The 26,299-nt window shown below is 40.3% G+C and carries 19 protein-coding genes, 2 pseudogenes and 1 other annotated feature; of the genes and pseudogenes, 9 read left to right on the forward strand and 12 right to left on the reverse strand.

Annotation, left to right across the window (positions count from 1 at the left end):
* Positions 1-10 precede the first annotated feature (10 nt).
* Complete coding sequence (locus FTT91_RS00450) at positions 11-1,057, forward strand: nitronate monooxygenase family protein (protein WP_154320665.1); 1,047 nt, start codon at positions 11-13, stop codon at positions 1,055-1,057.
* A gap of 84 nt (positions 1,058-1,141) precedes the next feature.
* Here FTT91_RS00450 and dusB read toward each other — a convergent pair whose 3' ends face one another.
* Positions 1,142-2,167, reverse strand: a complete 1,026-nt coding sequence (gene dusB, locus FTT91_RS00455) for a tRNA dihydrouridine synthase DusB (RefSeq protein ID WP_167846087.1) — start codon at positions 2,165-2,167, stop codon at positions 1,142-1,144.
* Positions 2,168-2,250: 83 nt separating this feature from the next.
* On the opposite strand from dusB, the gene FTT91_RS00460 reads away from it, so the two are divergent.
* A complete protein-coding gene (locus FTT91_RS00460; RefSeq protein ID WP_179995146.1) occupies positions 2,251-3,456 on the forward strand; it encodes a DUF1615 family protein in 1,206 nt (401 codons plus the stop codon).
* On the forward strand, positions 3,423-4,070 hold the full coding sequence (locus FTT91_RS00465) for an HAD-IB family phosphatase (protein ID WP_180168758.1): 648 nt from the start codon (positions 3,423-3,425) through the stop codon (positions 4,068-4,070). Before FTT91_RS00460 ends, FTT91_RS00465 begins: the two co-directional genes overlap by 34 nt.
* A gap of 291 nt (positions 4,071-4,361) precedes the next feature.
* Here the strand turns inward: FTT91_RS00465 and FTT91_RS00470 are convergent, their stop codons facing one another.
* Together FTT91_RS00470 and FTT91_RS00475 are read right to left on the reverse strand one after the other, a co-directional pair.
* Positions 4,362-5,456 (reverse strand): acyl-CoA desaturase, encoded by a 1,095-nt coding sequence (locus FTT91_RS00470; protein ID WP_180168759.1) that lies wholly within the window; start codon positions 5,454-5,456, stop codon positions 4,362-4,364.
* A 13-nt stretch (positions 5,457-5,469) separates the two neighbouring features.
* Complete coding sequence (locus tag FTT91_RS00475) at positions 5,470-6,540, reverse strand: ferredoxin reductase (protein ID WP_180168760.1); 1,071 nt, start codon at positions 6,538-6,540, stop codon at positions 5,470-5,472.
* Between the two features lie 154 nt (positions 6,541-6,694).
* On the opposite strand from FTT91_RS00475, the gene fabR reads away from it, so the two are divergent.
* Positions 6,695-7,375 (forward strand): HTH-type transcriptional repressor FabR, encoded by a 681-nt coding sequence (gene fabR, locus FTT91_RS00480; RefSeq protein WP_026438369.1) that lies wholly within the window; start codon positions 6,695-6,697, stop codon positions 7,373-7,375.
* A 77-nt stretch (positions 7,376-7,452) separates the two neighbouring features.
* On the opposite strand, the gene FTT91_RS00485 is transcribed toward fabR, so the two are convergent.
* Positions 7,453-8,112: an alpha/beta fold hydrolase gene (locus FTT91_RS00485; RefSeq protein WP_257229553.1), complete on the reverse strand. Its 660-nt coding sequence runs from the start codon at positions 8,110-8,112 to the stop codon at positions 7,453-7,455.
* Between FTT91_RS00485 and FTT91_RS00490 the strand changes: the two are divergent.
* Positions 8,112-9,342, forward strand: a pseudogene (locus tag FTT91_RS00490) (IS3 family transposase). The gene FTT91_RS00485 and the pseudogene FTT91_RS00490 sit on opposite strands and share 1 nt — an antisense overlap.
* Positions 8,400-8,514, forward strand: a sequence feature (AL1L pseudoknot). Its footprint overlaps the pseudogene before it by 115 nt.
* A gap of 39 nt (positions 9,343-9,381) precedes the next feature.
* On the opposite strand, the pseudogene FTT91_RS00495 reads toward FTT91_RS00490, so the two are convergent.
* The 6 genes and pseudogenes from FTT91_RS00495 to FTT91_RS00520 all read right to left on the reverse strand — a co-directional run.
* A pseudogene (locus FTT91_RS00495) lies at positions 9,382-9,585 on the reverse strand (alpha/beta hydrolase); the annotation flags it as partial.
* Positions 9,586-9,996: 411 nt separating this feature from the next.
* A complete protein-coding gene (rapA, locus tag FTT91_RS00500) occupies positions 9,997-12,834 on the reverse strand; it encodes an RNA polymerase-associated protein RapA (protein ID WP_131260833.1) in 2,838 nt (945 codons plus the stop codon).
* A gap of 146 nt (positions 12,835-12,980) precedes the next feature.
* Positions 12,981-13,625 carry an RluA family pseudouridine synthase gene (locus tag FTT91_RS00505; RefSeq protein WP_154320656.1) on the reverse strand — a complete coding sequence of 215 codons (645 nt, stop codon included), beginning with the start codon at positions 13,623-13,625 and terminating at the stop codon, positions 12,981-12,983.
* 487 nt (positions 13,626-14,112) lie between these two features.
* Positions 14,113-15,414: a glutamate-1-semialdehyde 2,1-aminomutase gene (gene hemL / locus FTT91_RS00510; RefSeq protein WP_180168679.1), complete on the reverse strand. Its 1,302-nt coding sequence runs from the start codon at positions 15,412-15,414 to the stop codon at positions 14,113-14,115.
* A gap of 46 nt (positions 15,415-15,460) precedes the next feature.
* Complete coding sequence (gene thiE, locus FTT91_RS00515) at positions 15,461-16,081, reverse strand: thiamine phosphate synthase (RefSeq protein ID WP_180168761.1); 621 nt, start codon at positions 16,079-16,081, stop codon at positions 15,461-15,463.
* Between the two features lie 924 nt (positions 16,082-17,005).
* The gene (locus FTT91_RS00520; RefSeq protein ID WP_004973016.1) at positions 17,006-17,389 is read right to left on the reverse strand and encodes a DUF962 domain-containing protein; all 384 of its coding nucleotides are present in this window, start codon (positions 17,387-17,389) and stop codon (positions 17,006-17,008) included.
* A gap of 241 nt (positions 17,390-17,630) precedes the next feature.
* Between FTT91_RS00520 and FTT91_RS00525 the strand changes: the two genes are divergently transcribed.
* Both FTT91_RS00525 and FTT91_RS00530 read left to right on the forward strand, forming a co-directional pair.
* Positions 17,631-19,097, forward strand: a complete 1,467-nt coding sequence (locus tag FTT91_RS00525; RefSeq protein ID WP_096901882.1) for a CYTH domain-containing protein — start codon at positions 17,631-17,633, stop codon at positions 19,095-19,097.
* Positions 19,098-19,301: 204 nt separating this feature from the next.
* A complete protein-coding gene (locus FTT91_RS00530; protein WP_180168762.1) occupies positions 19,302-20,768 on the forward strand; it encodes a CHAD domain-containing protein in 1,467 nt (488 codons plus the stop codon).
* Between the two features lie 105 nt (positions 20,769-20,873).
* On the opposite strand, the gene FTT91_RS00535 is transcribed toward FTT91_RS00530, so the two are convergent.
* Positions 20,874-21,506, reverse strand: a complete 633-nt coding sequence (locus tag FTT91_RS00535; RefSeq protein ID WP_180168763.1) for a hypothetical protein — start codon at positions 21,504-21,506, stop codon at positions 20,874-20,876.
* 108 nt (positions 21,507-21,614) lie between these two features.
* Here FTT91_RS00535 and FTT91_RS00540 point away from each other — a divergent pair, with 108 nt between their 5' ends.
* Together FTT91_RS00540 and FTT91_RS00545 are read left to right on the forward strand one after the other, a co-directional pair.
* Positions 21,615-22,016 (forward strand): DUF3144 domain-containing protein, encoded by a 402-nt coding sequence (locus FTT91_RS00540; RefSeq protein WP_004973007.1) that lies wholly within the window; start codon positions 21,615-21,617, stop codon positions 22,014-22,016.
* Positions 22,017-22,159: 143 nt separating this feature from the next.
* Entirely contained in the window at positions 22,160-23,224 is a 1,065-nt protein-coding gene (locus FTT91_RS00545) for an amidohydrolase (RefSeq protein ID WP_180168764.1), read from the forward strand.
* A gap of 96 nt (positions 23,225-23,320) precedes the next feature.
* Here the strand turns inward: FTT91_RS00545 and FTT91_RS00550 are convergent, their stop codons facing one another.
* Positions 23,321-26,137: a pitrilysin family protein gene (locus tag FTT91_RS00550; protein ID WP_180168765.1), complete on the reverse strand. Its 2,817-nt coding sequence runs from the start codon at positions 26,135-26,137 to the stop codon at positions 23,321-23,323.
* Between the last annotated feature and the right edge of the window lie 162 nt (positions 26,138-26,299).

A 26,299-nucleotide genomic window follows, 5' to 3' on the forward strand; every position in this document is an offset into this window, starting at 1 on the left:
AGTAAATAATATGACCTTATTAGAACAACTGAATATAAAGCATCCTATTTTTCTTGCTCCAATGGCTGGCGTTTCTACTCCCGAACTTGCAGCCGAGGTTTCTAATCAAGGTGGTTTTGGCTCACTCGGTTTAGGTGCAAACACGGTAGATGCTGCACGTGAGCAAATTTTACGCACTCAAGAACTGACTGATTTTCCATTTCAGGTCAATTTCTTTTGCCATGAATCAAGTCCACTAGATGAAGTCGCTGCACAAGCGTGGATTGCACATTTTCAGCCAATCTTTGAACGCTATGGCGCAACTGCACCGAGTCAACTAAATTGTATTTATCCAAGTTTTAAAGACCATGATGGATATTTAGATCTTGTACTAGAAACTAAACCACAAGCCGTCAGTTTTCACTTCGGGATTCCGCATGCGCATCAAATTCAGGCTTTAAAAGATGCAGGAATCATTACTATGGTTTCAGCAACCAACTTAGCCGAAGCTCAAGCCATTGAAGCAGCGGGAATTGATGTCATTATCGCCCAAGGCATTGAGGCAGGTGGACATCGGGGTATCTTTAACCAAACTTTTGATAGTGCAATTAAAACCAGCGATTTAGTACAACTGATTCGTGAACATTGTACCCTGCCAGTGGTTGCCGCAGGTGGCATTATGAATGGTCAGCAAGCACAGTTAATGCTGAAATTGGGCGCTTCTGCGGTACAGCTGGGTACAGCTTTTGTGCAATGTAAAAGTTCCAATGCCAATCCAGCTTATCGACAAGCTTTATTTCAACAAAACATTACTCAAATGACCGACAGCATTTCTGGACGCCCTGCCCGTGGTTTAATTAATCATTGGCATACACAAGTAGATACGCCAGATCGTTTAACAGTACCCACCTATCCGTATAGCTATGATCTTGCAAAACAGTTGCATGCAGCAGCCGTTATACAAGGCGAGCAAGGTTATGCTCCGTTTTGGGCTGGTAGTAATGTGAGTCAGATACGTGAATTAGAAGCCGCAGATTTAATTAATCAGTTGGTTTTGGAAATGATTCACGCACGCTAAGTTTACGTACAGAAAACTCAACTGTGTATCACAGTTGAGTTTTTATTTAGTTCCAAAAAAGCTAAAGCATATATTTGCATGCGATTACTTTGTGTCTAACAAGTTCACGGTTTCAACCTGCACATCACTCATGATTTCACCATGCGCAAGTAGCTGATTAAAGTAATCTTCCACTACTTTATATTGCTCTGCCGTACTTTCTACTTGATACATACTTTGACGAAATTCATTACTTGAACGTAAACCTTTGGTGTACCAAGCAATATGTTTACGTGAAATGCGACAACCTGAATATTCACCATAGAACTCATACAGCTCAGCTAAATGTCCAAGTAATACTTTTTGAACTTCTGCAATGCTCGGTGCTGCTAACAGCTCACCTGTTGCTAAATAATGTGCGATTTCCCGAAAAATCCACGGACGTCCTTGCGCAGCACGTCCAATCATAATCGCATCTGCGCCTGTATAGTCCAAGACATATTTGGCTTTTTCAGGACTATCAATATCACCATTGGCAATCACAGGAATATTGAGCATGCTTTTCACTTCTTTAATCAGTGAATAGCGTGCACGGTTTAAATACATATCTTCACGGGTACGCCCATGCAATGCCAATGCAGCAATGCCTGCTTGTTCTGCGCGTTTGGCAACCCGTAAAATATTTTCCTGCCCATTCAAAAAACCTAAGCGAGTTTTCAGTGTCACAGGCACATTCACCGCGGCAACCACAGTATCTAAAATGCGTGCCACCAAATCTTCATCTTGCAATAAAGCCGAACCCGCCAACTTATTGCAGACTTTTTTGGCAGGACATCCCATATTGATATCAACAATTTGTGCACCATTGGCGACTTGATAACGTGCGGCTTCGGCCAAATCATGCGGGTCTGAACCTGCAATTTGTGCAGAAATTGGTGCAAGTTCCCCATCAAAGTTGGCACGATACAAACTCTTTTTACTCATGCGCAAAGTTTTGTCAGAGGTCATCATTTCACTGACCGCATGCCCTGCACCAAAGTACTTGCACAGTGAGCGAAAGGGTCTATCTGTGACGCCTGCCATCGGGGCAACGATCAAATTATTTGACAGTTGATAGGGACCAATATACATATATATTCTTAACTTTAACGATTGGCATAGTATACTGCATCTGCCCTTTGGGCTCATCCATTTGGAACGAGTTTTCCCTATCTATGAAAGACACTGTATTCACTTCTTTGATGAAACCCTTCAGCGTGCTTGCTTTATCATTAAGCTTGGCTGCCTGTGGAGATAGCGCATGGTGGTCTAAGGACAATGAGCCTACCCTTGAAGCAGAACAAATCCGCAAACTCATTCCAAATCGGGTCAGCGAGCGTAGTGCTTGGGCAAAAGATATTTACGATATTTCAGAGCAATTGGGCATTCCACAAACTAAAGAAAATATGTGCACCATTATTGCTGTGGTTGATCAGGAATCCAACTTTGTAGCCGACCCTCAAGTCTATGGTCTGGGTGAAAAAGCAGTTAAAGAAGTGCAAGACCGTTTGGATGAGAAATTTAAAGATAAACTGGGCGAAGCGATCGGCGGTACGGTTGCAGGCTATTTTCAGGATGTGCTGAAAAACCATCCTAGCCCTGAAGATAACTATTTAAGCCAAATGCGTCGTGTGAAAACCGAACGTGAATTAGATGAATTGTATCGTGAAATTTTTGACTATATGGCCAAACATTATCACGTATCTGCACTAACAGGTGCTGCCAAACTGTTTGGACAAAATATTGGCGAAAAACTTAATCCAATTACCACTTTAGGCTCGATGCAAGTGCATATTAGCTATGCCAAAGAGCATAAACGTCAAAGCGGCAACATCGCAGAGTTACGCAGCGATCTATACACTCAATATGGCGGATTATATTACGGGATTCATCGTTTAATGATGTACCCTGCCGATTACGATCAACCGCTATACCGCTTTGCTGATTATAACTCTGGCATGTATTCGAGCCGTAATGCAGCATTCCAAAGTATGCTGAATGATTTAACCGAAGCTGAACTCGATTTAGATGGTGATTTACTTCTTTATGCTAAAGATGGTGGTGTGCGTAATGCAAAGAGTGAATCAGAACGCGAATTAATTGCTGTTTTTGCCAAACATAATATTTTGGTTACACCACGACAAATTCGTGCAGACTTAAAAAAAGAAAAAGAAAAGAAATTTGAAGATACCGCGACCTATCTGGCTGTAACTAAACTGTATAAAGCTCAAACGGGCAAAGAGCCATTTTATGCCATGATGCCACAAGTGGTGATTTCAGGGCCTAAACTCAGTCGAGATTACAACACCAATTGGTTCGCAACACGAGTCAATGGACGTTATAAAACATGCATGCAAAAAGCCAAAAATATAAAAATCTAGCCTTATTTGATTTTGATGGGACTCTGTGTAGCAAAGACAGTTTTACAGGGTTCATTTTCTATGCCTTGTCTAAACGACACATTATCAAACAAGGTTTAAAAACCTTACCGTGGATTCAGGCCTATTATTTAAAAGTCTATCCTGCGCATGCCATGCGCCCTAAATTGTTTAGTGCCATGTTTAAAGATGCAAGTACAACTGAAATATTAGCACTTGCACAACGCTATGCAGCAGATTTAATGCATGACCTTAACCCACAACTGTTACAACAATTAAAACAGCATCAATTCAATGGTGATGATGTGGTGATTGTTTCTGCCAGTGTGGATATTTATTTGCAATATATTTGTCAGCAGTTAAATGTCGATTTGCTTTGTACTGAAACAGAAATTAAAAATCTACAATTCACAGGGCAATATTCAACACCTGATTGTAGTCGGGAACAAAAGAAAATACGGATTTTAGAACAATATGATTTAGAAAATTATGCAGTTATTTATGCGTATGGTAATAGTGATGAAGATGATGCCATGCTGAGTTTAGCGACTTATTCTTATATGGTGGGTAGTGATCATTCATTGCCAGAAATTGTAACTTATAAAAAACTGGCTTGATTTTGATGAATGATATAATAAAACCACAATTTGAATTGTGGGTTTTTTAAGTTACATGTAGCGGATGCCGCCTATGGTGATTACTTTTTATACCCAGAATAGAAAATAAAAATAGAGTTTTCTCTTAATAAAATAGCTGATGATTCAGCATAAAAATAACGACTACAACACCTAAAGCAATAAAAAAGGTGACACTTTACAGCATCACCTCTAATTCAAAATAGAAGTATAGTTTTAAACCAAGATCAATCACTTAATCTATTCGTACTAAACAACTCATTTGTAAGTCACTTATTTCTTAAATGGAAAAGCATATTTCACAATACGTTTAAGCACACTGCCGTACTGTTTAACTAAGCTCGCATTGTTGTAGTTCAAGCCATACTTTTCACACACAGCTTGTACTTTTGGCGCCATTTTACGATAGCGACGTGCAGGAATATCTGGATATAAATGGTGTTCAATTTGATGGCTTAAATGTCCTGTCAAAATGTGGAATGCTTCAGAACCTGTAAGATTCGATGAACCACGAATTTGACGCATATACCAGTGACCACGGCTTTCGTTTTGCATCACAGACTTTGGAAATACTTCTACATCCTTCGTAAAGTGACCGCAGAAAATAATGCTGAATGTCCAAATATTACGAAGACCATTCGCAACCAAGTTCCCTGTAAACACTGGTAAAGCCGAAGGGCCTGCAATCAATGGAAAGAACACATAATCTTTAAACAATTGTTTTCCAATTTTCTTCTGCATAGGTTGCCATTCTTTTTTGGCTTGGGCTTTGCTTTTACGGCCATTCAAAATTTTACCAATTTCTAAATTCTGAATGGCAACACCCCATTGGAACAGTAAGCAGAAAGGAATACTGTATAAAGGTTGCAATAAATAGCCTGATCTCCAGCGCTGTTCTGGGAACAAACGCACCAAACCATAGCCAATATCATCATCCATACCTTTAATATTGGTATAAGTATGGTGTTTAAAGTTATGGGTTTGACGCCAGTTGTCTGAAGTACCTACCGTATCCCATTCATAACTTGCACCATTGAATTTAGGATCATTCATCCAGTCATACTGACCATGCATGACATTATGACCTAATTCCATGTTTTCCATAATTTTGGCAAAGCCTAACAAGCCTGTACCCAAAACCCATGCTGGCGGGAACCATCCTGCGAACAATAAGGCACGACCTGCCATTGAGCTATAACGAATGGTTGAATAAACACGGTGGATGTATTTAGCATCTTTTTCGCCAATATCATCCAAAACTTCTTGTTTAATGGCGTCTAATTCACGTGCAAGCTCATCTAATTCAAATTGAGTGAGTTCACGGTTTTTAGGATTGCGGAAATATTCTATTTTTACTGGCATATTCATAATCGGAACTCGCTTATAAATCAATAATTAAATCGGTTTGTGCTGAATTGACGCAGATTTTCAATTGGTTATTCGGTTCGCTATTTTGAACACCATCGACCAAGTTTTTAGTTGAACCTTCAGCCTTGTTGCATACGCATTTATGGCAAATTCCCATACGACAGCCGTATTTAGGTTTAATATTTTGCTGTTCCAGACTTTCTAAAATGGACTTGCCTTTTGGAATAGTGACAATCTTTTTCGATTGGGTCAGTGTAACTTGTACCAAACCAACATCGTCACTTAATACAGGCGTCATGCTAAAAGCTTCTGTTTTCAGCAAGGCAGCCTGTGCAAATAATTGTTCAACTTGCGTGGTAAAACCCGATGGGCCACATGCAAACACTGCACTTTGCTCAATTTGTACTAAGTCTTGTAAATGTTCTGCATTTAAACGGCTGTGCGCCAAACTCGGCTCTTGGGTATAAAGCACTTGAAATTTAAAGTTTGGATATTGCTGTGCCCAAGCTTCAAATTGCGCTTTAAATGCTGCATCTGCAAAGGTTTTTACCCAATACATTAAAGTCACTGTAGTGCTACTAAGACGACCAGATTTTGCCATGTCTTGTACCAGACTATACATCGGTGTGATACCGCTACCTGCTGCCAATAGAATTAAAGGCTGGGCTTGTGCAGGCAATTGCATATCACCATAAGGCGCACCAAACTCTAAAGTATCGCCAACTTTGGCTTGCTCAACCAGCCATGTGCTGACTTTGCCCTGATCAACTTTTTTCACTGTCAACAAAACGTGTTGTGCATCAAGCTGAGTCAAACTATAGGTTCGCTCATAGCGTACGCCCTGAATTGTCACATAAACAGGATGATGCTGCCCTGCTGCACCAACTTGGAGTTTTTTATTGAATTGCAAAGTGAAACTCACCACACCTTGTGCGGCAATATCTTTTTTCACAATTTTGCCGAGTGACTGATTCACCGACCATAATGGATTAATTTTTTGCAACCAGAAATTTGCTGCATAAGGATCTAGTACTGCAGTTGCAATACTGGTTAAGGGAGATTTTCTTTTTTCAGTTAGCTGCATGATTCAGCACCACCCGATGAAATTTTAATTATTATACACATGTATATATATTTGTATATACACCTGTATTGTTTCTAATCATTTCACAAGTACTGGCGCAACCGCTATAATGCCTCTAAGCTTATAAATTATTGAAAATATGACTCAGCCTGCCATGAAAACAAACCATGATGTGACTTTTCCAGAATCTGAAACGGTTCATGAGCCTCTTGTCGTGCGTACGGTTGGGCGTAAAGCTACCATTACCAAACAAGAATTATTTCAGGCAGCATTAAATTTAATTGGCCCACAAAAAAGTATCGCATCTTTAAGTTTACGTGAAGTTGCACGTGAAGCAGGCATCGCACCAAACAGTTTTTATCGTCATTTTAAAGATATTGATGAACTCGCGATTGAACTGATTGATCGTGCAGGTGTGGTGTTGCGTCAAATTCTGCATGAAGCACGTTTAAAAGCATCTAAACAAAACAGTATTATTCGCAGCTCAGTTGAAGTATTTATTGAACAATTAGATACCGATGAAGGCAATTTAAGTCTGCTATTACGTGAAGGTTATACGGGTTCAACCTCTTATAAGCTAGCTGTTGAGCGCCAATTGAATTATTTCCAGCAAGAATTGCAGGATGATTTAATTCGTTTAGAACGTTTAAATAACAGCAAGTTAGCGCATCCCGATATTGTCGCAAAAGCCATTACCCAGTTGGTGTTTAATATGGGCGCTAAAGTCATTGATATGCCTGCGACTGAACGTAAAGAAACCGCTGAACAAACCATGACCATGATTCGCATGATTTTAGAAGGTGCACGACATTTGGATGATGCCAAAATTCGTTAACATAACACAGGATAAATCGGGCGATTTTCCTGAATCAGGTCACGCCCGTTTGAGCATTTAATTGCTAGACTTCGCTGTTAAGCGTGTTGTTTTTGAATTAATTGCTGCACATGTGTTGCCGTGGTTTCAGGATTTTCCAAAGGAAACATGTGTCCTCCCTCGACCACACTAAACTCAATTCCATAAGTTTTTTGCATGCCTTGCGGTAAACCTTGCAAATAAAATGGGCTATGCCTTGCTGTAATTAAATGCACAGGTACATCTGGGGCTTTGCGTGGTGTGCGCCACCACCATGCAGGTACGGTTCTAAAAATTTCAGCTTCTACCCGTTTTGGAATTGTTAAAGTCACACCACCTCTTTGTGCATCGACTTGTATGCCGCTGGCAAAATAATCTTCAAAACATTGTGCATCAAATTTTTTAAATAAACGGTTATGCCGCAAAGCTTGATAGGCTTCTGCATGGCTAGCCCAATGATCTCGACGCTTCATGGTCACGGCGGCAGGTGTGAGTTGATCTACATATTTCAGTTTAAATTTTTGTAAAATTTCAAATAATGCCGACTTCGATCCAATCACAAAAGGTGGATCCATAATAATCAATTGAGAAAATAAATCTGGACGCTGATAGGCACACATCAGGGTTAATAATGAACCAAAAGAATGCCCTAAACCAATCACTTGTTGTGAACCGTACCCGGTTTGTCGGAGACCAACTTTCTTGAGAGAATGTTCCAATGACAAAACCAAAATATACCCCTGAAATCAGAGAAAGAGCGGTTCAATTATTGATTGAATCTGAAAAAGATTATCCTTCTACTTGGGCTGCAATCACAGCTATTGCACCTGAGCAGCATGCTGCGCAAGGGTTGTACTCCTGAAACATTGCGTGTTTGGTATTTAAAGCATATGGATCAACTAAATCCTGCCAAAGTACAACAGATATCTGACCAAGAAAAAATGAAGCAAATGGAACGTGAAATTAAAGAATTAAAACGTGCCAATGAAATTCTACGTAAAGCAGCCGCTTTTTTCGCCCAGGCGGAGCTCGACCGCCCACACATAATGGTGGATTTTATCCAGAACAATAAAGATCGATATGGTGTTGAAGCGATTTGTAGAATTTTACCGATTGCAGCTTCGACCTATTACCGAACTTTAGATCTCGCTGACAATCCAGAACATCGAGCGAAACGAGATCTACATGATGAGCATCATGCTGAACAAATTAAACGAATTTGGAAAGAAAGTTCAGGTCGATATGGTGTGCGTAAGGTCTGGCAACAATTGAAACGTGAAGGTTATGTTATCGCACGTTGTACAGTTGCTCGATTGATGCAGAAGCTAGCTATACAAGGTGTTTGGCGTGGTAAGAATAAACAAACCACCCGTAGCCGAGATGATCAAAAAAGAGCAGATGATTTAGTGAAACGTAATTTTAATGCTGATCACCCTGACCAACTGTGGGTGAGTGACTTTACGTATATTCAAACTCATTCAGGCTGGGTCTATACCGCCTTTATTATTGATGTGTTCTCACGAGCAATTGTTGGATGGAAAGTATCTACACGGATGAATACAGATATGGTGCTCGATGCACTTGAGCAAGCATTGCACGATCGAGGCATGCCAAAGAATGTGATTCATCATTCCGATAGAGGTGTTCAATATCTTTCTATTCGCTATACCAATCGTTTAGAAGCTGCAAATTTACGAGCATCAGTCGGTACGACTGGTGATTCATACGATAATGCTTTGGCTGAAACGGTGAATGGCTTATACAAAACAGAGGTGATTGAATATTTAAAAGCAGATTGGCAAGGTTTAGCAGATGTACAACTTGCGACACTAAACTGGGTAGATTGGTTCAATAAAAAGCGTGTACACAGTGCACTGGGTTATGTATCGCCTTTTGAGTTTGAAGCAATGTACTATGATAAGATTAACCCGTTAGGTCAGGTGGCCTAACTTAAATAAAAAAGTCTCCGACAAACCCGGTACGTTTCATTGCTTTGGAAACTGCTGCTCAATGTCCTGAATCACTTGATGAATCAAATAGGTCCACTTATAGGTCACAGGAAATTCTGCTTGCATACCAATCAGTGGAATTGCCTTTAAATGATAATCTGCTTCAAAACATTGAAAAAACTTTTGATAACTGGCAGAAGGAATACCATTGGCATGGGTAAAATGAATTGCAGCTTTAGTCATTTAAAATACGCTTAAAAGAAGAATATCGGGTCTGTGACTTGATCTATGCGTACGCGCTTACAGATTCAACACTTGGCACATCAATCATAGATAAAAGATCAACAGCCTTTAAACTACGCATACCACTGGGTTTTGCAAATGACCGGAATGCTGAAAAAGATGAATTATGAGTCATTTTAATGACACATAAGCACTGGTTGCTACTTTGTTTAAGTCTGTGATGTGAAAAATCTCGCACAAAATTTTTATTGCGATATTAAAAAAGCACCCGCTAAACTGCTCCGTAAAAATGAGGCGCAATGCCCAACTTAAAACGTGCAATTTAGAAGATGCCAAATATTTAAAAAAGTGATTGATTAAAACCGACTCAATACAAATACACCGTCTAGACACCTGTATTGAATGCACTCTTTATGGCTTTACCACCACCATCACCTGAATTGCTTCAGGCGTGACCGACAAACCATCTAATAATGCAACACCTTCTTTTTGCAATTTCTGTAAACGTGTAATTTCATCTTCACGAATACTTGGGTTAAATTGCTTCAAATAGCTTAAACGGTCAATTTCATATTGCCATTTTTTGCTATATACATCTTTAGCTTGTTGCTTAAATTCAGGCAATGCAGCTTTAGCCAACTCCAAAGCCTGTGTATAACGCGCTTCAATCGCGTCACGGCGTGCTTTCACCACTTGACGACAACTGTTGCCATCTAAATGATGTAAATAAGGTTTTAAAATTTCAGGGGCAATTTTTTGCGATAAATCCTGCCCTTTTTCGCTCAATAAGACACGAATGAGTTGCTGTGGCAAGCTTGATGGCAAATTCAGGGCTTTAGGTGCAATGACATCCACTTTGAACCAGACTTCGAGCAACACAGAACCTTGTGGCAAAGCGGCAGATTTTAATACCGCAACGTTGGTGCTACCAAAACCTTGTGTATTGATCATTTCCATCACGCTTTCTGTGAATGGATGCTCTAGGGTCAAATACTGTGCATCTTCACGAATTTGCGCCTGATCCCGATAGAACGTCGCGGTCATGCCTTCTTCGTCTAAGGTCAAACCTTGCACTTGCATTTGATCAGTTGGTTTAATAATCACCGTGCCATTGCTTTGTTCATCGAAGTCAATATTGGTCGATGCCATAAAGCGCTTCATAAACATAGGCAACGTGGTATTGTCGTCGTAATCTTCTAAAGCTTGTACAATTTCCTGCGCCACCACAGGACGGCAAGAGTTGTATTCCAACAAACGATCTCGACCCGCTTGAAGTTCTGCTTCCAAAGCTTCACGCTGCACACTGACTGCTTCCAGTAAATCTTCAAACTGTTGTCCTAAATCTGCAAGTAAGCAGTGTTTTAAATCGACAATAAAGTTTTCCTGCAAGGTTTGTGCAGTGGGTGAAATATTGCTGAAAATATTGAGTGCTTCGTTATACCAACGGAACATACGCTCTTGCGCAGTCCCCACCAAATACGGCACATGAATTTGAATACGGTTTTCTTGACCAATACGGTCTAAACGACCGATACGTTGTTCTAACACGTCGGGATTGGCAGGTAAGTCAAACAAAATCAGGTCTGATGCAAACTGGAAGTTACGCCCTTCTGAACCAATTTCGGAACACAATAAAATTTGTGCACCATAAGAATCTTCTGCGAAATATGCTGCCGCTTGGTCACGTTCTAACAAGCTCATGCCTTCATGGAACATTGCAGTACGAATACCTGCATGTAGGCGCAGCGCATTTTCAAGGGCTTCTACCACAGGGCCGCTACGCGCAATTAAAAGCACTTTTTTATGTTTTAAGTCGCTACGCAAACGCTCCATTAACCACATTACACGCGGGTCAGTTTCCATCCAACTGCCATCGAGCTGTGCTTCTTCTGGCCACATTTGTTCACGTAATTTACCATCTTTAGACCAGTTTTCTGGCGCAGGTAACGGCGCAGGCTGACAATCACGACCTGGGAAACCTTGAATTGCTTCACGGGTATTACGGAACAAAATACGCCCTGTACCATGACGGTCTAATAATTCGTGGATGGCACGGAAACGCTGCTCTGGGTTATCTTCAATGCGATGTCCCAACAAGCCTTCCAGTGCAACCAAATGGCTTTCTTCCAATGCGGCATCTGACATTAAGACTTCGGCAATTTTTGCCGTATGTTGATATTGCGCTTCTTCATCCAAGAAACGGTCTAGTGAACTAAAACGCTGCGGATCGAGTAAACGTAAACGCGCAAAATGGCTTTCTACACCCAGTTGCTCAGGCGTTGCTGTAAGCAATAACACCCCTGCGGTTTGTTCGGCTAATTCTTCGACCAGATCATAACGGTCATTACCACCTTCTTCTTCGCTCCACATTAAGTGATGCGCTTCATCGACCACCAGCAAATCAAAACCTGCTTCTAGGGCTTGTTCGCGTAAGTCATCGTGGTCAATCATTAAATCGACTGAAGCAATGATGCATTGTTCGGTCAAGAATGGATTCAGGTCAGGATCGTGTTCTTTAATAGATGCCGTACGGGTTAAATCAAACAAAGAGAATTGCAGATTGAAACGGCGACGCATTTCAATCATCCACTGATATTGCAGCGAATCAGGTACCAAAATCAGGATACGTTCCGCACGTCCTGTTTTGAGTTGCTGATGGATGATCAAACCTGCTTCAATGGTTTTACCTAAACCAACTTCATCTGCCAATAAGACACGTGGCGCAAAACGCTTACCGACTTCATGTGCAATATAAAGTTGATGTGGAATCAAACCTACACGCGAACCCACCAAGCCGCGCAGTGGGCTACTTTGCATATTGGCTTGCATCAACAAGGCTTCAATACGCAAGTCGTACCATTCTTTATAGTCAATTTGGCTAGCAAGCAAGCGGTCTAAGGGTTTTGAAAGTTGGATACTTGCACCAATACGGGTTTCATTCAGTGATTTCTTTTCTTCACTGCCATCTTGCAAACGACGCACTACGTTATAACGCAATACGCCATGACGGTCTTCGACCGATTCAACCGTCCACACATTGCCTTCTTGGTCTTGAACTTCATCATTTACATTAAAAATGATACGCGATAAAGGTGCGTTATTGCGTGCATAGACACGGGTTTCATCACTTTTAGGGAATAAAATGCTGACCGATCGCTCATCTACATCAATCAGAACACCAAGTCCTAATTCCGTTTCTGTGTCTGATAACCAACGTTGACCAATAGCAAACTGCTGCAATTTTTCCACCTTTATTTAGAAGTTAGGACGTATAAATTTTTGCGCAAAACCTGCTGAGTATTTGAGCAAAAATTCAGGGCGTATAGCAATATATTTTGACATAAAGCGCACTAAAAAGAGAGCCTAAAGCACAGGCTTTGCGTAATCTTTTTCGCTTAAAATGGGACTGGGCAAACAAACTGTACACGTTGCTCAGTTTGTGGATGTAGAAAACTCAATTCTGCTGCATGTAAACACAACCGAGGCATGAGTTGTTGCTGTTCGGGCGTGGCATATAAAGTATCACCAATAATTGGATGACCTAAATATTGCATATGCACTCGCAATTGATGCGAACGACCTGTAATCGGCGTCAGTTGCACACGAGTCACAATTTGCCCCTGCAATTCAAATTGCTCCAATGCACGCCAATGCGTTAACGCAGGTTTGTTATGGGTTGCATCGGCAATGTGTAATGGAGGATGTGCAGGATCATAGACCACAGGCACATCTACAGTGCCTTCACCTTGCAGTTGCCCTGCCACCAATGCCTGATAGGTTTTATCGGTTTGGCGTTCTTGAAACTGACGCGAAATTTGTTTTTGCGCCCATTTCGTGAGTGCAAATACCAAAATACCCGAAGTATCACGATCTAAGCGATGAATCAGCAAAGTGCGCGGCTCAATTTTAACTAGACGACTCATCACACAATCTTGCAAATCTGCTGTTTTACCTGGAACGGTGAGTATGCCAGCGGGTTTATGTATCACCATAAACTCATCGTCACGATGAATCAGGTGTTCGCTTAGAAAATTACTCAATTTCAATTCCGGGCCGATCGTGAAAACAAGGCGGCAATAATAAAAAGCCTGACACAGAATTACAATGCAAAATACATCAATTCCCGATGAATTTTCCGATTTACATTCCTGAATCAGACAATCTGCTGAATTTTAAATCAGCCTGCTTTTAGAAATGTGGGTTTTATAGCATGCAGGAGGCTTTGTTGCATAAATATTTTTTAAGATACTGTTTTAAAGGTTTTTAAAATTTGGATAGAAAAATACAATGAAATCATAGTGCAAGGTAGCTGCACAACAAAGCCGTTCTGAAGCTATATCTTTGATGGCGGGAGCAAGTGAAGCAAGAGGATTCATATTTAGTTTGACTAGACTATTTTAGTGTTTAACAAGATGCTGATCTAAGCCTTTGATATTAAACTGAAGAGCATGCTCTTCAATTTAACCTAAAGCATAGATATTGTGGAGATATCTATGCCTTTTAGGACGGTGTTAACCAAAAGTCAAATTACGCCTTCATTTCCGCAAATGTTTCTTTTGCAGCTTGAATGGTGTAGGCAATATCTTCATCACTATGCGCAGATGAAATAAAGCCTGCTTCAAAAGCAGATGGTGCCAAGTTCACTCCACGTTGCAACATCCCGTGGAAGAATTTACGGAAAGCATCGACATCGCATTTCAGCATAGAATCAAAACTGGTGATGTCATCTTGATCAGTAAAGTACAAACCAAACATCGCACCAACTTGTTGTGTCTTGAATGGGATACCTGCTTCATCTGCTGCTGCTTGCAAGCCTGCCAACAATTTTTCCAATTGCGCAGTTAAGTTTTCATAAAAACCTTCGGCACGTAAATGTTTAAACATTTCAATGCCCGCACGCATCGCCAACGGGTTACCAGACAAAGTACCTGCTTGATACACTTTACCTAATGGTGCAATACACTCCATGATTTCGCGTTTACCACCAAATGCGCCTACTGGTAAGCCTGCACCAATAATTTTACCAAGCGTGGTTAGGTCTGGTTTAACATTATAATGTGCTTGAGCACCGCCCAAGCCAACACGGAAACCAGTCATCACTTCATCAATAATAAAGACTGAGCCGTGTTCATCGCAGACATCACGAATTGCTTGCAGGAAACCATCAATTGGTTTAACCAAGTTCATGTTGCCCGCAACTGGCTCAACAATCACCCCTGCGATTTCAGCACCAAACTTTGCAAAACATTCTTTTAAAATGGCGATATCGTTATACGGTAAAGTCAGCGTGTGTTTGGCAAAATCGGCAGGAACACCCGCAGAAGTCGCCTCACCTTCACCACTGGTTAAAAGTCCTGAACCTGCTTTAACCAACAGCGAATCTGAATGTCCATGATAACAACCTTCAAATTTGACGATTTTGTCACGGCCTGTATAACCACGCGCCAAACGAATTGCAGTCATGGTGGCTTCTGTACCTGAGTTGGTCATGCGAACCAATTCAATTGAAGGCATAATTTCGCAAATAATATCGGCCAAAGTCGTTTCATGCACCGTTGGCGCACCAAAACTCAAACCATCTTCAGCTGCAGCTTGCACCGCCTGAATAATAGCAGGATGGGCATGACCTAAAATCATTGGTCCCCAAGAACCTACATAGTCGACATAGCGTTTGCCATCGACATCGTACAAATAAGCACCTTTGGCTTTTTCAATAAATACAGGGGTTCCGCCTACCCCGTTAAATGCGCGTACAGGTGAATTGACACCACCTGGAATATGCTTATTGGCTTGTTTAAACAATTGTTCTTGCTTTGGAGATAAGCTCATGGAGGCACTCAACTCAAAAAATAAAATAAAAAATTAGCTGTCTGCTTTAAGTGTCTGCTTTGAAAAGTGCAGACCAATCATAAACACGCTGTGCAACAGTATGCATCGGACGTCTTAATATATCACTAATCACTGCACATAAATCTGCACCTGCTTCAATGACAGGCTGACTGTTTTCAACAGTTAAACCACCAATCGCGCAAATTGGCACATTGAGTTGTTGCTTCGCCAGTGTGAGCGTGTCTAATGTAAGTGTACTTGCCTCAGGTTTAGTTTCAGTTGCATAGACTGCACCAAAAGCCACGTAGTTTGCACCATCGGCCATGGCTTGCTCTGCCAATTCAATCGAGTTATTACAACTGCGACCAATCAATACATCTTGTGGTAAACGTGCAACCGCTTCAACAATAGAGCCATCTTCTTGACCCAAATGTACGCCAACACCATATTTCACTGCAGTTTCAAGATCATCATTAATCACAAATGGCACTTTGTATTGATCACACATGGATTTCATATATTCAATTTCGTATGCCTGCTGAGCTTGAGGCACATTTTTACGGCGATATTGCAACACCGCGACTTCATAAGTTGCCATCGCCCCTTCTAATTTTGCCAAAAGCAGTTCGATAGGATCATCATTGGTAATCAAATATAAACCGCGCATAATCTCAGCCACAAATAATACAAGGTCTGTATTATTACACATTCAGGCGGCATGTGTCAGAACCTCAGGCTCAACAAGTTTTTTATATAGGCTCTATAAGCTTCTATTTTGTTTGGGTTTTATTGAGTCAAAAACTTAAAAATACCAAATTCTAGTGATAGCGCTAAAAGATAGATTTAGCTTTAATTGAACTGCGCAAAACAAGAACTGCAACCAGTTCAATAAGATATGGATTTTAAAATCCATACGGGTGACTACAGCGAATAACGACATATTTAGGTCGCCCATTTAGACACATGATCATTTGTGCCAGAGCGCATGTGGGGATGCGACAAATGATCATGTGTCTATATTTTTTTCATACTTCTCTCTCAGTAATCTACTTGCTTTATATCCTTTCTTAAAGATGAATGACTTCTGATTTAACACCATTCTGAATATAGGGTCTGTTGACACTTCGTCTATGTTTGCGACGTGAGAGATATATCTCGCAAGGTTTTTTAGCTGATATAAGGCATGAGGCAGGAAATTTAGTCATTCTAAATGACTGACTCATAACACAATAGCAGCAAAAAATATGCTCGTCCTGAAAGGCTGTGGCTAAAACTTTCTCAGATTGCGTTATGAAATTTGGCAATAGTCTCGCTATTCCCTGCGTTTCATGCCTGATCTGCTCAGTTTTAGCCTACAGCGCAAGCCATTTATGAAATATCAACAGACCCTAATTTTTCGCATAAAAAAAGCCTAGAGAAAGGTCACTCTAGGCTTGGAAAGTCACAAACTTTTATCAATAAATTTGATGACACATTATTAGAATATTCACTCTATCATTTCAACAAAAAATTAATTTTATTTGTACATTTTTTATGACAATAATCACATATCGTCTAGTTTTTGCCTAAACGGTATAACTAAACACTCAATTCAACTTGGAATTTTATCTTTAGCACGATCTTGCAAACTTAAATGACCACGTAAAACATCTGCAAACATCCGCCAGTCTGAAATAAAACTATACACAGGCTGTTTAAAACTGGCAGGTTTATTTTTTTCAAAAACAAAGTGCCCGACCCATGCACAGGCATAGCCTGCTAGCAAACCATAGAGTACATATTTGGCTTTTTTCTGGCGTATGGCTTTGCTCACACAATATAAACCGATACTGCTGCCAACAACGTGCAAACGACGGCTCATGATGTTGCGGTGTTCAGTTAAATAAAAACGGTAAAATGTTGAATAGTCCTGAATTGGCAATTCAAACTTGGGGTCTGGTGTCGGCTCAAATTCGGGCTTTGATGCTGCGTTCATGTTCATCATCCTGATGTTTATAGATTTGAATTATTTTTGCTACGCTCAACGACACTTTAAACTAAGCCAAAATAAAAACCAAGCACTAAAAATCCAAGGTCAAGTCTTACTTCTTGGCACATTTTGGTTACAATCAAACGCACTTTTGCAAAACCTTCGTTCTGCAATTTTCACACATTCATAATACCAATTTGCTTGCCGCTGCTTTGGCGCAACATACTTTACGTTCAGGATATTTTTCATGGTCGAAGTTGAATTAAAATTTCAAATTCCAGTCGCACGTCGTACTGCACTACTCAAAACTTTAGACCCGAAAAAATCGACTCAAATTCCATTAAAAGCACGCTATTTTGATACATCTACGCACAGCTTGGCGCATCATGGCATGGCGTTAAGACTGCGTTTAGAAGGTGAGCAATGGGTACAAACTTTAAAAGCGGCAGGTCAAAGTCATTTTCATAGTTTTGAACATAACCATCCACTTGCGCCAACTGAAAATCCAGATACTCCACCACAACTTGATCTGCAAATTTATCAAAGTATTCCCGAAGCACAACAATTGCTAAATCAAGCTTTGGGACAAAATTGGGATCAGTTGCAACTACAATTTGAAACCGATATTCAACGTACCTCACGACTAATGACCGTTGAAGATACTGACATTGAAATCAGTTTAGATGTTGGTCACATTCGTTGTGCAGATGCTGAAGTTGAAGTACATGAAGTTGAGTTTGAACTGAAACAAGGTTCAATTCAGCAATTGCTGGCTTTTAGTTTTGAATGGGTGAAAAAATTTCATTTATGGCTGGATGTGCGCAATAAAGCAGAAATTGGACATTTGCTTTCTGTGCAGCAAAAAGTCAGCCCTGCGGCTCAGAGTAAAGAATTTCAATTCAGTAAAAAAGACCATGCCGACCAAAATTTACGCCTGTTAATTGCACAACAATTACAGCATTTATTGCCCAATATTGCCGCAATTTCTGCTCAAGTTGCCGAACAAAGTCATATTGATCAGGCGCAGTTCGCTTTGCAACATTTACAACTAACACTATCCTTATTTAAAGATTGGTCGAAGCATTTAGGCGATAAATGGGCAATGCAAATTGCAGCATTTAAACAACATTTTGATCACCTGCAGCATTTGGAACACATGCAAGCCACACTCGGCGCATTTTTACAGAACCCGACGACTGCAGAGAACCTAAAAAAAGATACCTTGTACGCCCAAGAAAAATTGGTCAATTTAGTCCGTTCAACGCAAAATGTGCATCACTATTTAGAATTATTGATGTTTAGTTTAGCCGCGAGCGATCACTCAGGTTTAGACTTAAAAACTGCCGCACAAAACACGTTGCAACAGCAATATAAGCAGTTGCATGAACAATTACAGCACAGTGATATTCACGATTTTGAAAGTTTAGATCAACTGGCTTTGCGTATTCAGGAACTAAAATTTAGCTTCCCCATTTTGACGCATATTTATGATGTCAAAAATTTGCAGAAATATAGTAAAGCTTTGAATGATGCACAGCTTGCAGCACAGGAATATCAAGTGTTGGCATCTTCTGCAGCATACATTCAACAAACTGAATTGGAAGCGAGCGACTGGTTTGTTTTAGGTTGGCTCACTGCAAAACAGGAAGTGTATGCACAGCGTTTATTGGAAGCGACAGAACAATTTATGGTGAGCCGTAAATTCTTAAAATAAGTATCCTTAACATCCTCAAAGCACACACTAAAAATACTGCAATACAACGGCAGCCTTGTGAATATTCATTCGGCTGCTTTGTGTTAAAAACTGAATACAAATTATTTTATTTTTCAAGCTTTTGTTCACAGTTCTCCCCTTGTTCATTTATAGATTTACACTATAGTAAAGAGAACTTATCTTGTTTCATCGAGGGCATTCCCGATGTGTGAAATAGAATTAAAATTTCAAATTCCACACAACTATCGTGCGGCATTTGAAAAAGCATTTAAAAAGAACAAACTGGTTCAACAACAACGCTTATGGGCTAAATATTATGATAGTCCTGAACAGCACTTAGCCAAGCAACGCATTGCCCTGCGTCAGCGTTTAGAGGGCGATATTTGGAAACAAACTTTAAAAGCGCCTAGTCCACAACATTATGAACGCTTTGAGCTTGAACATGAATTAGGACATGATACGCCTGAATTGTGTGATTTGGCATGTTATGAAAATCATAAACAAGCACGAAAGATTTTAAAAAAAGCCTTAGACGGTTCAGAGGTAGATTTAACCCTGCAGTTTGAAACCGATGTTTTACGCTACAGCCAATTGGCACATTATAAAAACAGCCAAATTGAAGTTGCTTTTGATTTAGGTGAAATCCGCCAAAGCAAAAATTCGGTTGAAATTTACGAAGTTGAGTTTGAACTGAAACAAGGTGAAATTGCAGACTTAATTGCCTATATTCAGCCGTGGATTAAAAAATATCATTTATGGCTCGACACACGCAGTAAATCGCAGCGTGGCAATATGCTGTATAACAATGAAACCATGATTCCTGTACAGCAGCAAAGTACCTTGCAATTGCAACACCCCGAAAATATGCATGAGTTGTTGGCGCAAATTACCCAGAATTGTTTGGCACACTTGCTGCCAAATGCAACTGCGATTGCCAGTCAAGATTATGCCAGTGGGCATGTGCATCAAGCGCGTGTTGCCATTCGACGTTTACGCAGTGCCTTAAAAATTTTTGCTGAATATGATGCGTTGGCAAATAACAATTGGGAAAGTCAATTGGCGACACTTTTTCAGCAGTTAGGTTCGACCCGCGATCAAGATGCTTTGCGCGAAAGTCTGATTCCGCAACTTGAAAATGCAGGCTCACCTATTACCGAACTACCACCTGCAGCATCTGAAAACATTGCGATTGATGCAATTTTCCGTTCACCGAGCACAACCTTATTACTGTTACAACTTATGAGTTTTGCACATTCGGCTGCGATTGCAGATGCAGAATCAAAACCATTCAAAAAAGTATTACGTAAACGCTTGCAGAAAATGCATCAACAAATTTGTGATGATACAGGTCATTTCCAAACCTTGGATGTGGAATCTAAACACCGCACGCGTAAGCGTGTAAAACGTTTACGCTATACCGTGGAGTTTGTGAGTAGTTTATTTGCAGAAGATGACGTCAAAACGTATTTAAAAACCCTAAAACCATTACAGGAAACTTTAGGGCATTTTAATGATTTAATGGTGGCACAAGGTCTATATGAAAGCCATGCTCAAACTGAACCGAAAACATGGTTTGTATTGGGTTGGATTGCGTCGGAAGAACGTCATATTTCCATACAGATTGAACAGGATTTACAGCAGTTTGCTGAAAGTCAGCCTTTTTGGTCGTAGTTGAAGTTTGATCATCAATCAATGATCACATTTAAGCTCAACAGGGATTCATTTCATGTTGAGCTTTTTTATATTTAATCTTAATATTGCACACTTTCTAAAAGCTTAACGATATTTACCAAACACTTTCCATGTTTGGTTATCCGCTAAAGGGTCTTGATAACTGTCACTGCGCTGCTTACGTGGCTTATCGCGCGCATCGACCAGTTCAAAATGCGGTTCAACACTTAACACAATACCATTCACATAAAAACGGGTGCGCGTGTAATCACTTTGTCCATGTTGAAACACATAAGTACGCAAATCAATAAACTCACGATGTGCCACCAGTGCTGCATTATCATCACTGTCTAACCAACGCTGCATAAGCTGAATTTCCCGCGGTTCAAATTGCCCGCATTTTTCCCTCAGGCTAGCAATTCCCCGAAAAGTTTTCGATTCTTTAGCACGGGTTTTATTCACCCGAATTCGATCTACATGAAAATAAAACAACGGTAAATTTAAATGGCTAGGCAAATGAATGGCATCGATTACTTCATCTTGCATAAAAGGCTGGAATAAATCCTGTGCACGTTCAATCAACCCTGTCCATTGTTTATAGTATTCTGCTACTTCTGCGCGTGTTCCATAATAAATCGGCAAGCCTTCAACATGGGCAAGTTGCACGGGTGGCCAAATATTTTGACGTAATAAAGCAATGTCGCTTTTTAAACTTTGTACCGCAATCGCATCTTGCATCAACCACTCCAATTTTGCTTAGGCTATTTTTAGCTTAAGGCAAAGGTTTTGTTTCTGCAAGGCTTTGCCTATAATGAAACATTCAGATTTTTAGCTTAGGAAAAATTCATGGTTCAAAAGATTGAAGCAACCGATGTAACCGAAGAAGAAGCATTAAATGCGGCTTTTTTTGAACGTGCCGATGAATTTATTAAACAGGCCAATGGCTTCTGTCATTTTGAAAAAGGCTCGACAGTAAAACCTGCCGAAATTCGTGGTCAGGTGAGTGCTGCCATGTTATTTGCTACTGCACGTTTTAATACTTGGGTGGCAGCCAATAATTTTAAAGATGGCAATGAAATGCGCGATGCCAAAGACCAAGTTATGTCATATATCTTGCAGCAATTTCAAATGATGCTTGAAGATAATTATGACGAATATTGCGAGCAGTTTGAAAACTATTTGCGCTTCCGCCACAACGAAGAATTTCATACCCATAAACATGATCACGACCACTCGCACGATCATTAATTTTTCGTATAAACAAAGCCCTACGGGGCTTTTTTTATTGAGGCTATTTTTAAAATTTGTAGTTTTTCGATAAATAACCCTTCCCTTTTGCAACATGATGGCTTTGAATAGTGAAATACTAGCGTCATAAAAACAGGATGATTATGCAGAATCTAGGATTTGCACTCATTGATGCACATATTCATCAGTGGGATCCGTACAACACGCCGCACAGCGCACGACTTGCTGTTAAGCTTTTGGGCAAGCATCCCAATTTGCTGGATAAAACCATTCGCCTGATAAAACCAAAAACACTCATTGAAACTTTAGGACGCACCGAGCACGTCACATCGCCCTATTTACCTGAGCATTATGCCCGTGACTTAGGTTTTTATACCGCTGAAAAAGTCGTGCATATTGAAGCAAATTGGCACGACCATAAAGGCAAAGGCGTAGTTGGTGAAACCGAATTTATAGAAAGTCTGGATTTTAAAAATAATGGTTTGGCTTTGGGCGCGATTGTCGCCACTGCAGACCCGCGCGATTCTAATTTTAAGAAAATTCTCAAATTACATCACAAAGCTTCTCCGCATTTTCGCGGAATTCGTAAAATGGCAGCCGTGCATGAAGATCACGGGATTTTTGCTTGGGCAGACGAACCACACTTATATCGGAACAAAAAGTTTCTAAAAGGTTTTGAAGCTTTGGCGCAATATAATTTAAGTTTTGATGCATGGACGTATTCGACCCAATTGGGTGATGTCTTGACATTGGCCAAACAATTTCCAGAAACTTCTATTGTGCTTGACCATTTGGGCACACCCGCAGGACTGTTCGGGCAAGTTGGCACACATACAGGCGTGACCAAAACAGCACGAGAAAATATTCTATTTCGTTGGCAAGAAGATATTGCCGAGTTGGCACACTGCCCAAATGTTTACAGTAAAATTTCAGGGTTATTTATGCCTGTTTTAGGTCATCAATTTCACTTGCAAAAACGTGAAGCCTCAAAACAGGAAATTATAGATTTAACTGCACCACTGATTCAGCATGCCTTACAAAGCTTTGGAATATATCGGTTGATGTTTGCTTCCAATTTTCCAATGGATCGAGTGAGCACGTCTTTGGTCAATTTAATTGATGCGACTAGTGATATTGTTGCGGCCTATCATCCAAATGCTTTGCAGCAAGTGTTTCATCATAATGCCAAACAGTTTTATCGTTTATAAAGCTTTAGCCAATTGAGCATAGATAGCAAACTTGAAGACAAAAAACGCATCGAAATGGATGCGTTTTTTGTATCTGCTCAAAATTAAATTGAATCTTTATTTAGACTGCGGCTTTAACGGCAGCACCTCAACATTGGCTTGACCATATTGATCGGCGGCTACTTCAAGCAAATGTTCTAAGCGTAAATATTTCTGAATCACAGCATCTACATCGGCTTTGCTGAGTTTTGCCAACGCTTGATCACGTCGTTCACGATAGCGTAAATCACGACCTTGTTCTAATTGTGGCACCAACATACGGTGGATACTGCGTTCATCTTCTAAGGCAGTCACACGTTTTTTCAAAATATCGGCTTTTGCAGCTTCAACTTCTTGCAAGCTGACACCATCACGGCGCAAATCCTGCAACACTTTATGCACCGCCTGTGACACTTGAGCCGACTTGCCTGCACTGTATTGTGCAGAAATACTGAGCGCACCCGATTGTTCAAATTCACTTAAACTCAAACCACTACTAAAACCATAAACCAATGCATTTTTTTCACGTAATTCTTGCGCCAAACGTGAAGACAATTGCGATTCGCCCAAAATATAACTCAACACCATCATGGCAGGTGTATCAGGATGATTCACACCCAAAGGTAAGGTCAATAAACTTTGATAACTACCAAATTCGCGCTGTTCTGCCAATACATGCAACTTTTTCGCAGGATATGCCGTATAGGCTGAATCTAAGCGTTGATACGCTTCCGTATTGCGTGATTGTCCTAAACGCTGAACTAAAGTTTTTTTGATTTGTTTCGGATCAAACTCACCTGTAATGGCAATATGTGCATGATTCATAGCAAAAAATTGACGATATAACTGCTGCACCTGCGCTTGGGTTGCAGCTTGTAGTTGTTGCTTCGCAAATTCAGGCTCGAAGTGATAGCGTAAATCGCCCTGCGGGTAAATTTCAATTAAACGCGCCATAGTCAAAGCAGCCACAGTTTCAGGCTCGGTATAAGGTCGTTCTAAACTGGATAAACTTTGAGAACGAATTAAATCAAACTGACTTTGCTCAAAACTTGGGTTTTGCATGACATCTAAAACAAAATTAAAAAACGCATTAAACTTTTCTTTTTTTGCCACAATTTGAATATGAATCGCATTAGCATCGGCTTGTGCAAAAGCCGAACCACCTGCAGCAATTGACTGATCGGCAATGTCTTGCAAACTATGCTCTTGAGATGCACGCAGCAACAAATACGCGGTTAAATCTAAAATTTCGCCCTGCTTAAATAAAGATTGTGCCGTACCAAAATTTACCGAAATGGTGGCATAGGTTTTATCATCACGAGTTGCAGTTGGAAATAATGCATACTTGGCACCATTTTTTAAGCTGCCACGCTGAATCTTTTTTTCATTTTGAATCAAAGCTTGTTTAGATTTTTGCACATAGTCTGTCACTTCTTGCTGATAACTTTTCACATCTTTCAAAGGTGTAACAGGTGTATCTTGCTGATCTAAAGTTTTTGCTGTATTTAGATTATTTTTTGCTGTGAGTGCCTGTTTTTGTTCTTCAGGAGTGGGTTGAATATCCCCTATTATGCGATGTTCTGCAGTAAAAAATTGTTTTAAACGCTGATTCAGTTCATCTGCATTTAACTGTTGAATACTATTCAAATCACGCCAATATTGTGTCCAATCACCCTGATAAGCCACAACATAATCACTCAAGCGACCACCCAAAGCCACCGCATCATTCATCACACTGTCTGCCTGATTTTGAATCAGGTTTTTGACGCGTTGTAACTCAGCATCATCAAAGTTTTTTGCCTGTTCGATGCTTTGATTCAAGCCAGCTTGTACTTGCTTGGCATCGTGATTGGGTGCATACAAAGCCCCCATCAACACCAAATTAAAATCTTGATCTAGCCATGTGCTGGACTGCACCATGGTACTTTTGCCGGTTTCTACCAGTGCTTGATATAAATGCCCACTCGGTTGCAACGTATGTAAATAAGGTGACAGCACCAAAGCGGTTTTGATCTTTTCGTCATTGCCATTTAAATACAGATTAAATTTGGCCAGTTGACTGCCCTTTTGTACCACGAAATTTCGTTGCTGAATTTTGTTGCTGTCTAATCGTGGCACTTGTACTTGTTTGGGAATTTGTCGTGCTGCAATTGGACTAAAATGTTGATCAATTTGTTTTAACACCGCTGCCTGATCAAACTTGCCTGTCATCACTAAAATGGCATTATTCGGCGCGTACCATGTGCGATAAAATTGATTTAACTCCTGCATTTTAATGGATTGCAGTTCATTTAAATCGCCAATGGGTAAGCGTCCGAAATACTGATTGCCATAGGCCGATTTCCACACCTGATCTAACAAGACTGAAAACGGTTGATCCATACGCACTTCGCGTTCACGCTTTACAATCGCAATTTCGGCAGGCACATATTTTTCCTGCATGACCAATTTATCCATGCGTTCCGCTTCAAGATAAATCATCTCATTGACGGCGCGAGTTTCAGGACGAATGATGTTGGTGTATTTGGTCGAGTAATAGTCGGTGCTGGCATTGTGCATTAAACTATATTGATCTAAACGGCGCTGAAATTCCTCGGCAGGCACATTTTCTGTACCTTTAAATGCCAAATGTTCTAACAAGTGTGCCAAACCACCTTTGCTTTGTGGGTCATTCAATGAACCCGTTAAATACACCATATTCATAAAGACTTTATTTTCTTTCTGATTGGGTGCCAAAATGACTTTTAAGCCATTATCAAGTTGATATTCTTGTATTTCTTGCTGAGATTTTACTAAAACTGGCTGCGCGAAAACCACGCCATTGAATGCCAGTACACATAAAGATAAAGTGAGGGTTTTAAAACGTAGCAACTTCTTTTTCCCGATTGATTTCATTCTATTTTTTGATTTGCCATGAAATATGACAATTTTCAACTTGAGCGCAAACAGCATAACAAGCTGCAATTAAACCCACAGTAAATATTTGCAAATGATGTAAGTTAAAACCAAGAAAAAAATCTAGCAGACTTCTCTCATCTCAGCTTCATCTCCAAGATA

It is taken from the genome of Acinetobacter sp. YH12021 (genome assembly GCF_013420145.1).
Classification (GTDB): Bacteria; Pseudomonadota; Gammaproteobacteria; order Pseudomonadales; family Moraxellaceae; genus Acinetobacter; species Acinetobacter towneri.

Coding starts and splice junctions, on each gene's coding strand:
- FTT91_RS00450 (WP_154320665.1), top strand. CDS start 11: ATGACCTTATTAGAACAACTGAATATAAAGCATCCTATTTTTCTTGCT.
- dusB (WP_167846087.1), bottom strand. CDS start 2,167: ATGTATATTGGTCCCTATCAACTGTCAAATAATTTGATCGTTGCCCCG.
- FTT91_RS00460 (WP_179995146.1), top strand. CDS start 2,251: ATGAAAGACACTGTATTCACTTCTTTGATGAAACCCTTCAGCGTGCTT.
- FTT91_RS00465 (WP_180168758.1), top strand. CDS start 3,423: ATGCATGCAAAAAGCCAAAAATATAAAAATCTAGCCTTATTTGATTTT.
- FTT91_RS00470 (WP_180168759.1), bottom strand. CDS start 5,456: ATGAATATGCCAGTAAAAATAGAATATTTCCGCAATCCTAAAAACCGT.
- FTT91_RS00475 (WP_180168760.1), bottom strand. CDS start 6,540: ATGCAGCTAACTGAAAAAAGAAAATCTCCCTTAACCAGTATTGCAACT.
- fabR (WP_026438369.1), top strand. CDS start 6,695: ATGAAAACAAACCATGATGTGACTTTTCCAGAATCTGAAACGGTTCAT.
- hemL (WP_180168679.1), bottom strand. CDS start 15,414: ATGAGCTTATCTCCAAAGCAAGAACAATTGTTTAAACAAGCCAATAAG.
- thiE (WP_180168761.1), bottom strand. CDS start 16,081: ATGCGCGGTTTATATTTGATTACCAATGATGATCCTATCGAACTGCTT.
- FTT91_RS00520 (WP_004973016.1), bottom strand. CDS start 17,389: ATGAACGCAGCATCAAAGCCCGAATTTGAGCCGACACCAGACCCCAAG.
- FTT91_RS00525 (WP_096901882.1), top strand. CDS start 17,631: ATGGTCGAAGTTGAATTAAAATTTCAAATTCCAGTCGCACGTCGTACT.
- FTT91_RS00530 (WP_180168762.1), top strand. CDS start 19,302: ATGTGTGAAATAGAATTAAAATTTCAAATTCCACACAACTATCGTGCG.
- FTT91_RS00535 (WP_180168763.1), bottom strand. CDS start 21,506: ATGCAAGATGCGATTGCGGTACAAAGTTTAAAAAGCGACATTGCTTTA.
- FTT91_RS00540 (WP_004973007.1), top strand. CDS start 21,615: ATGGTTCAAAAGATTGAAGCAACCGATGTAACCGAAGAAGAAGCATTA.
- FTT91_RS00545 (WP_180168764.1), top strand. CDS start 22,160: ATGCAGAATCTAGGATTTGCACTCATTGATGCACATATTCATCAGTGG.
- FTT91_RS00550 (WP_180168765.1), bottom strand. CDS start 26,137: ATGAAATCAATCGGGAAAAAGAAGTTGCTACGTTTTAAAACCCTCACT.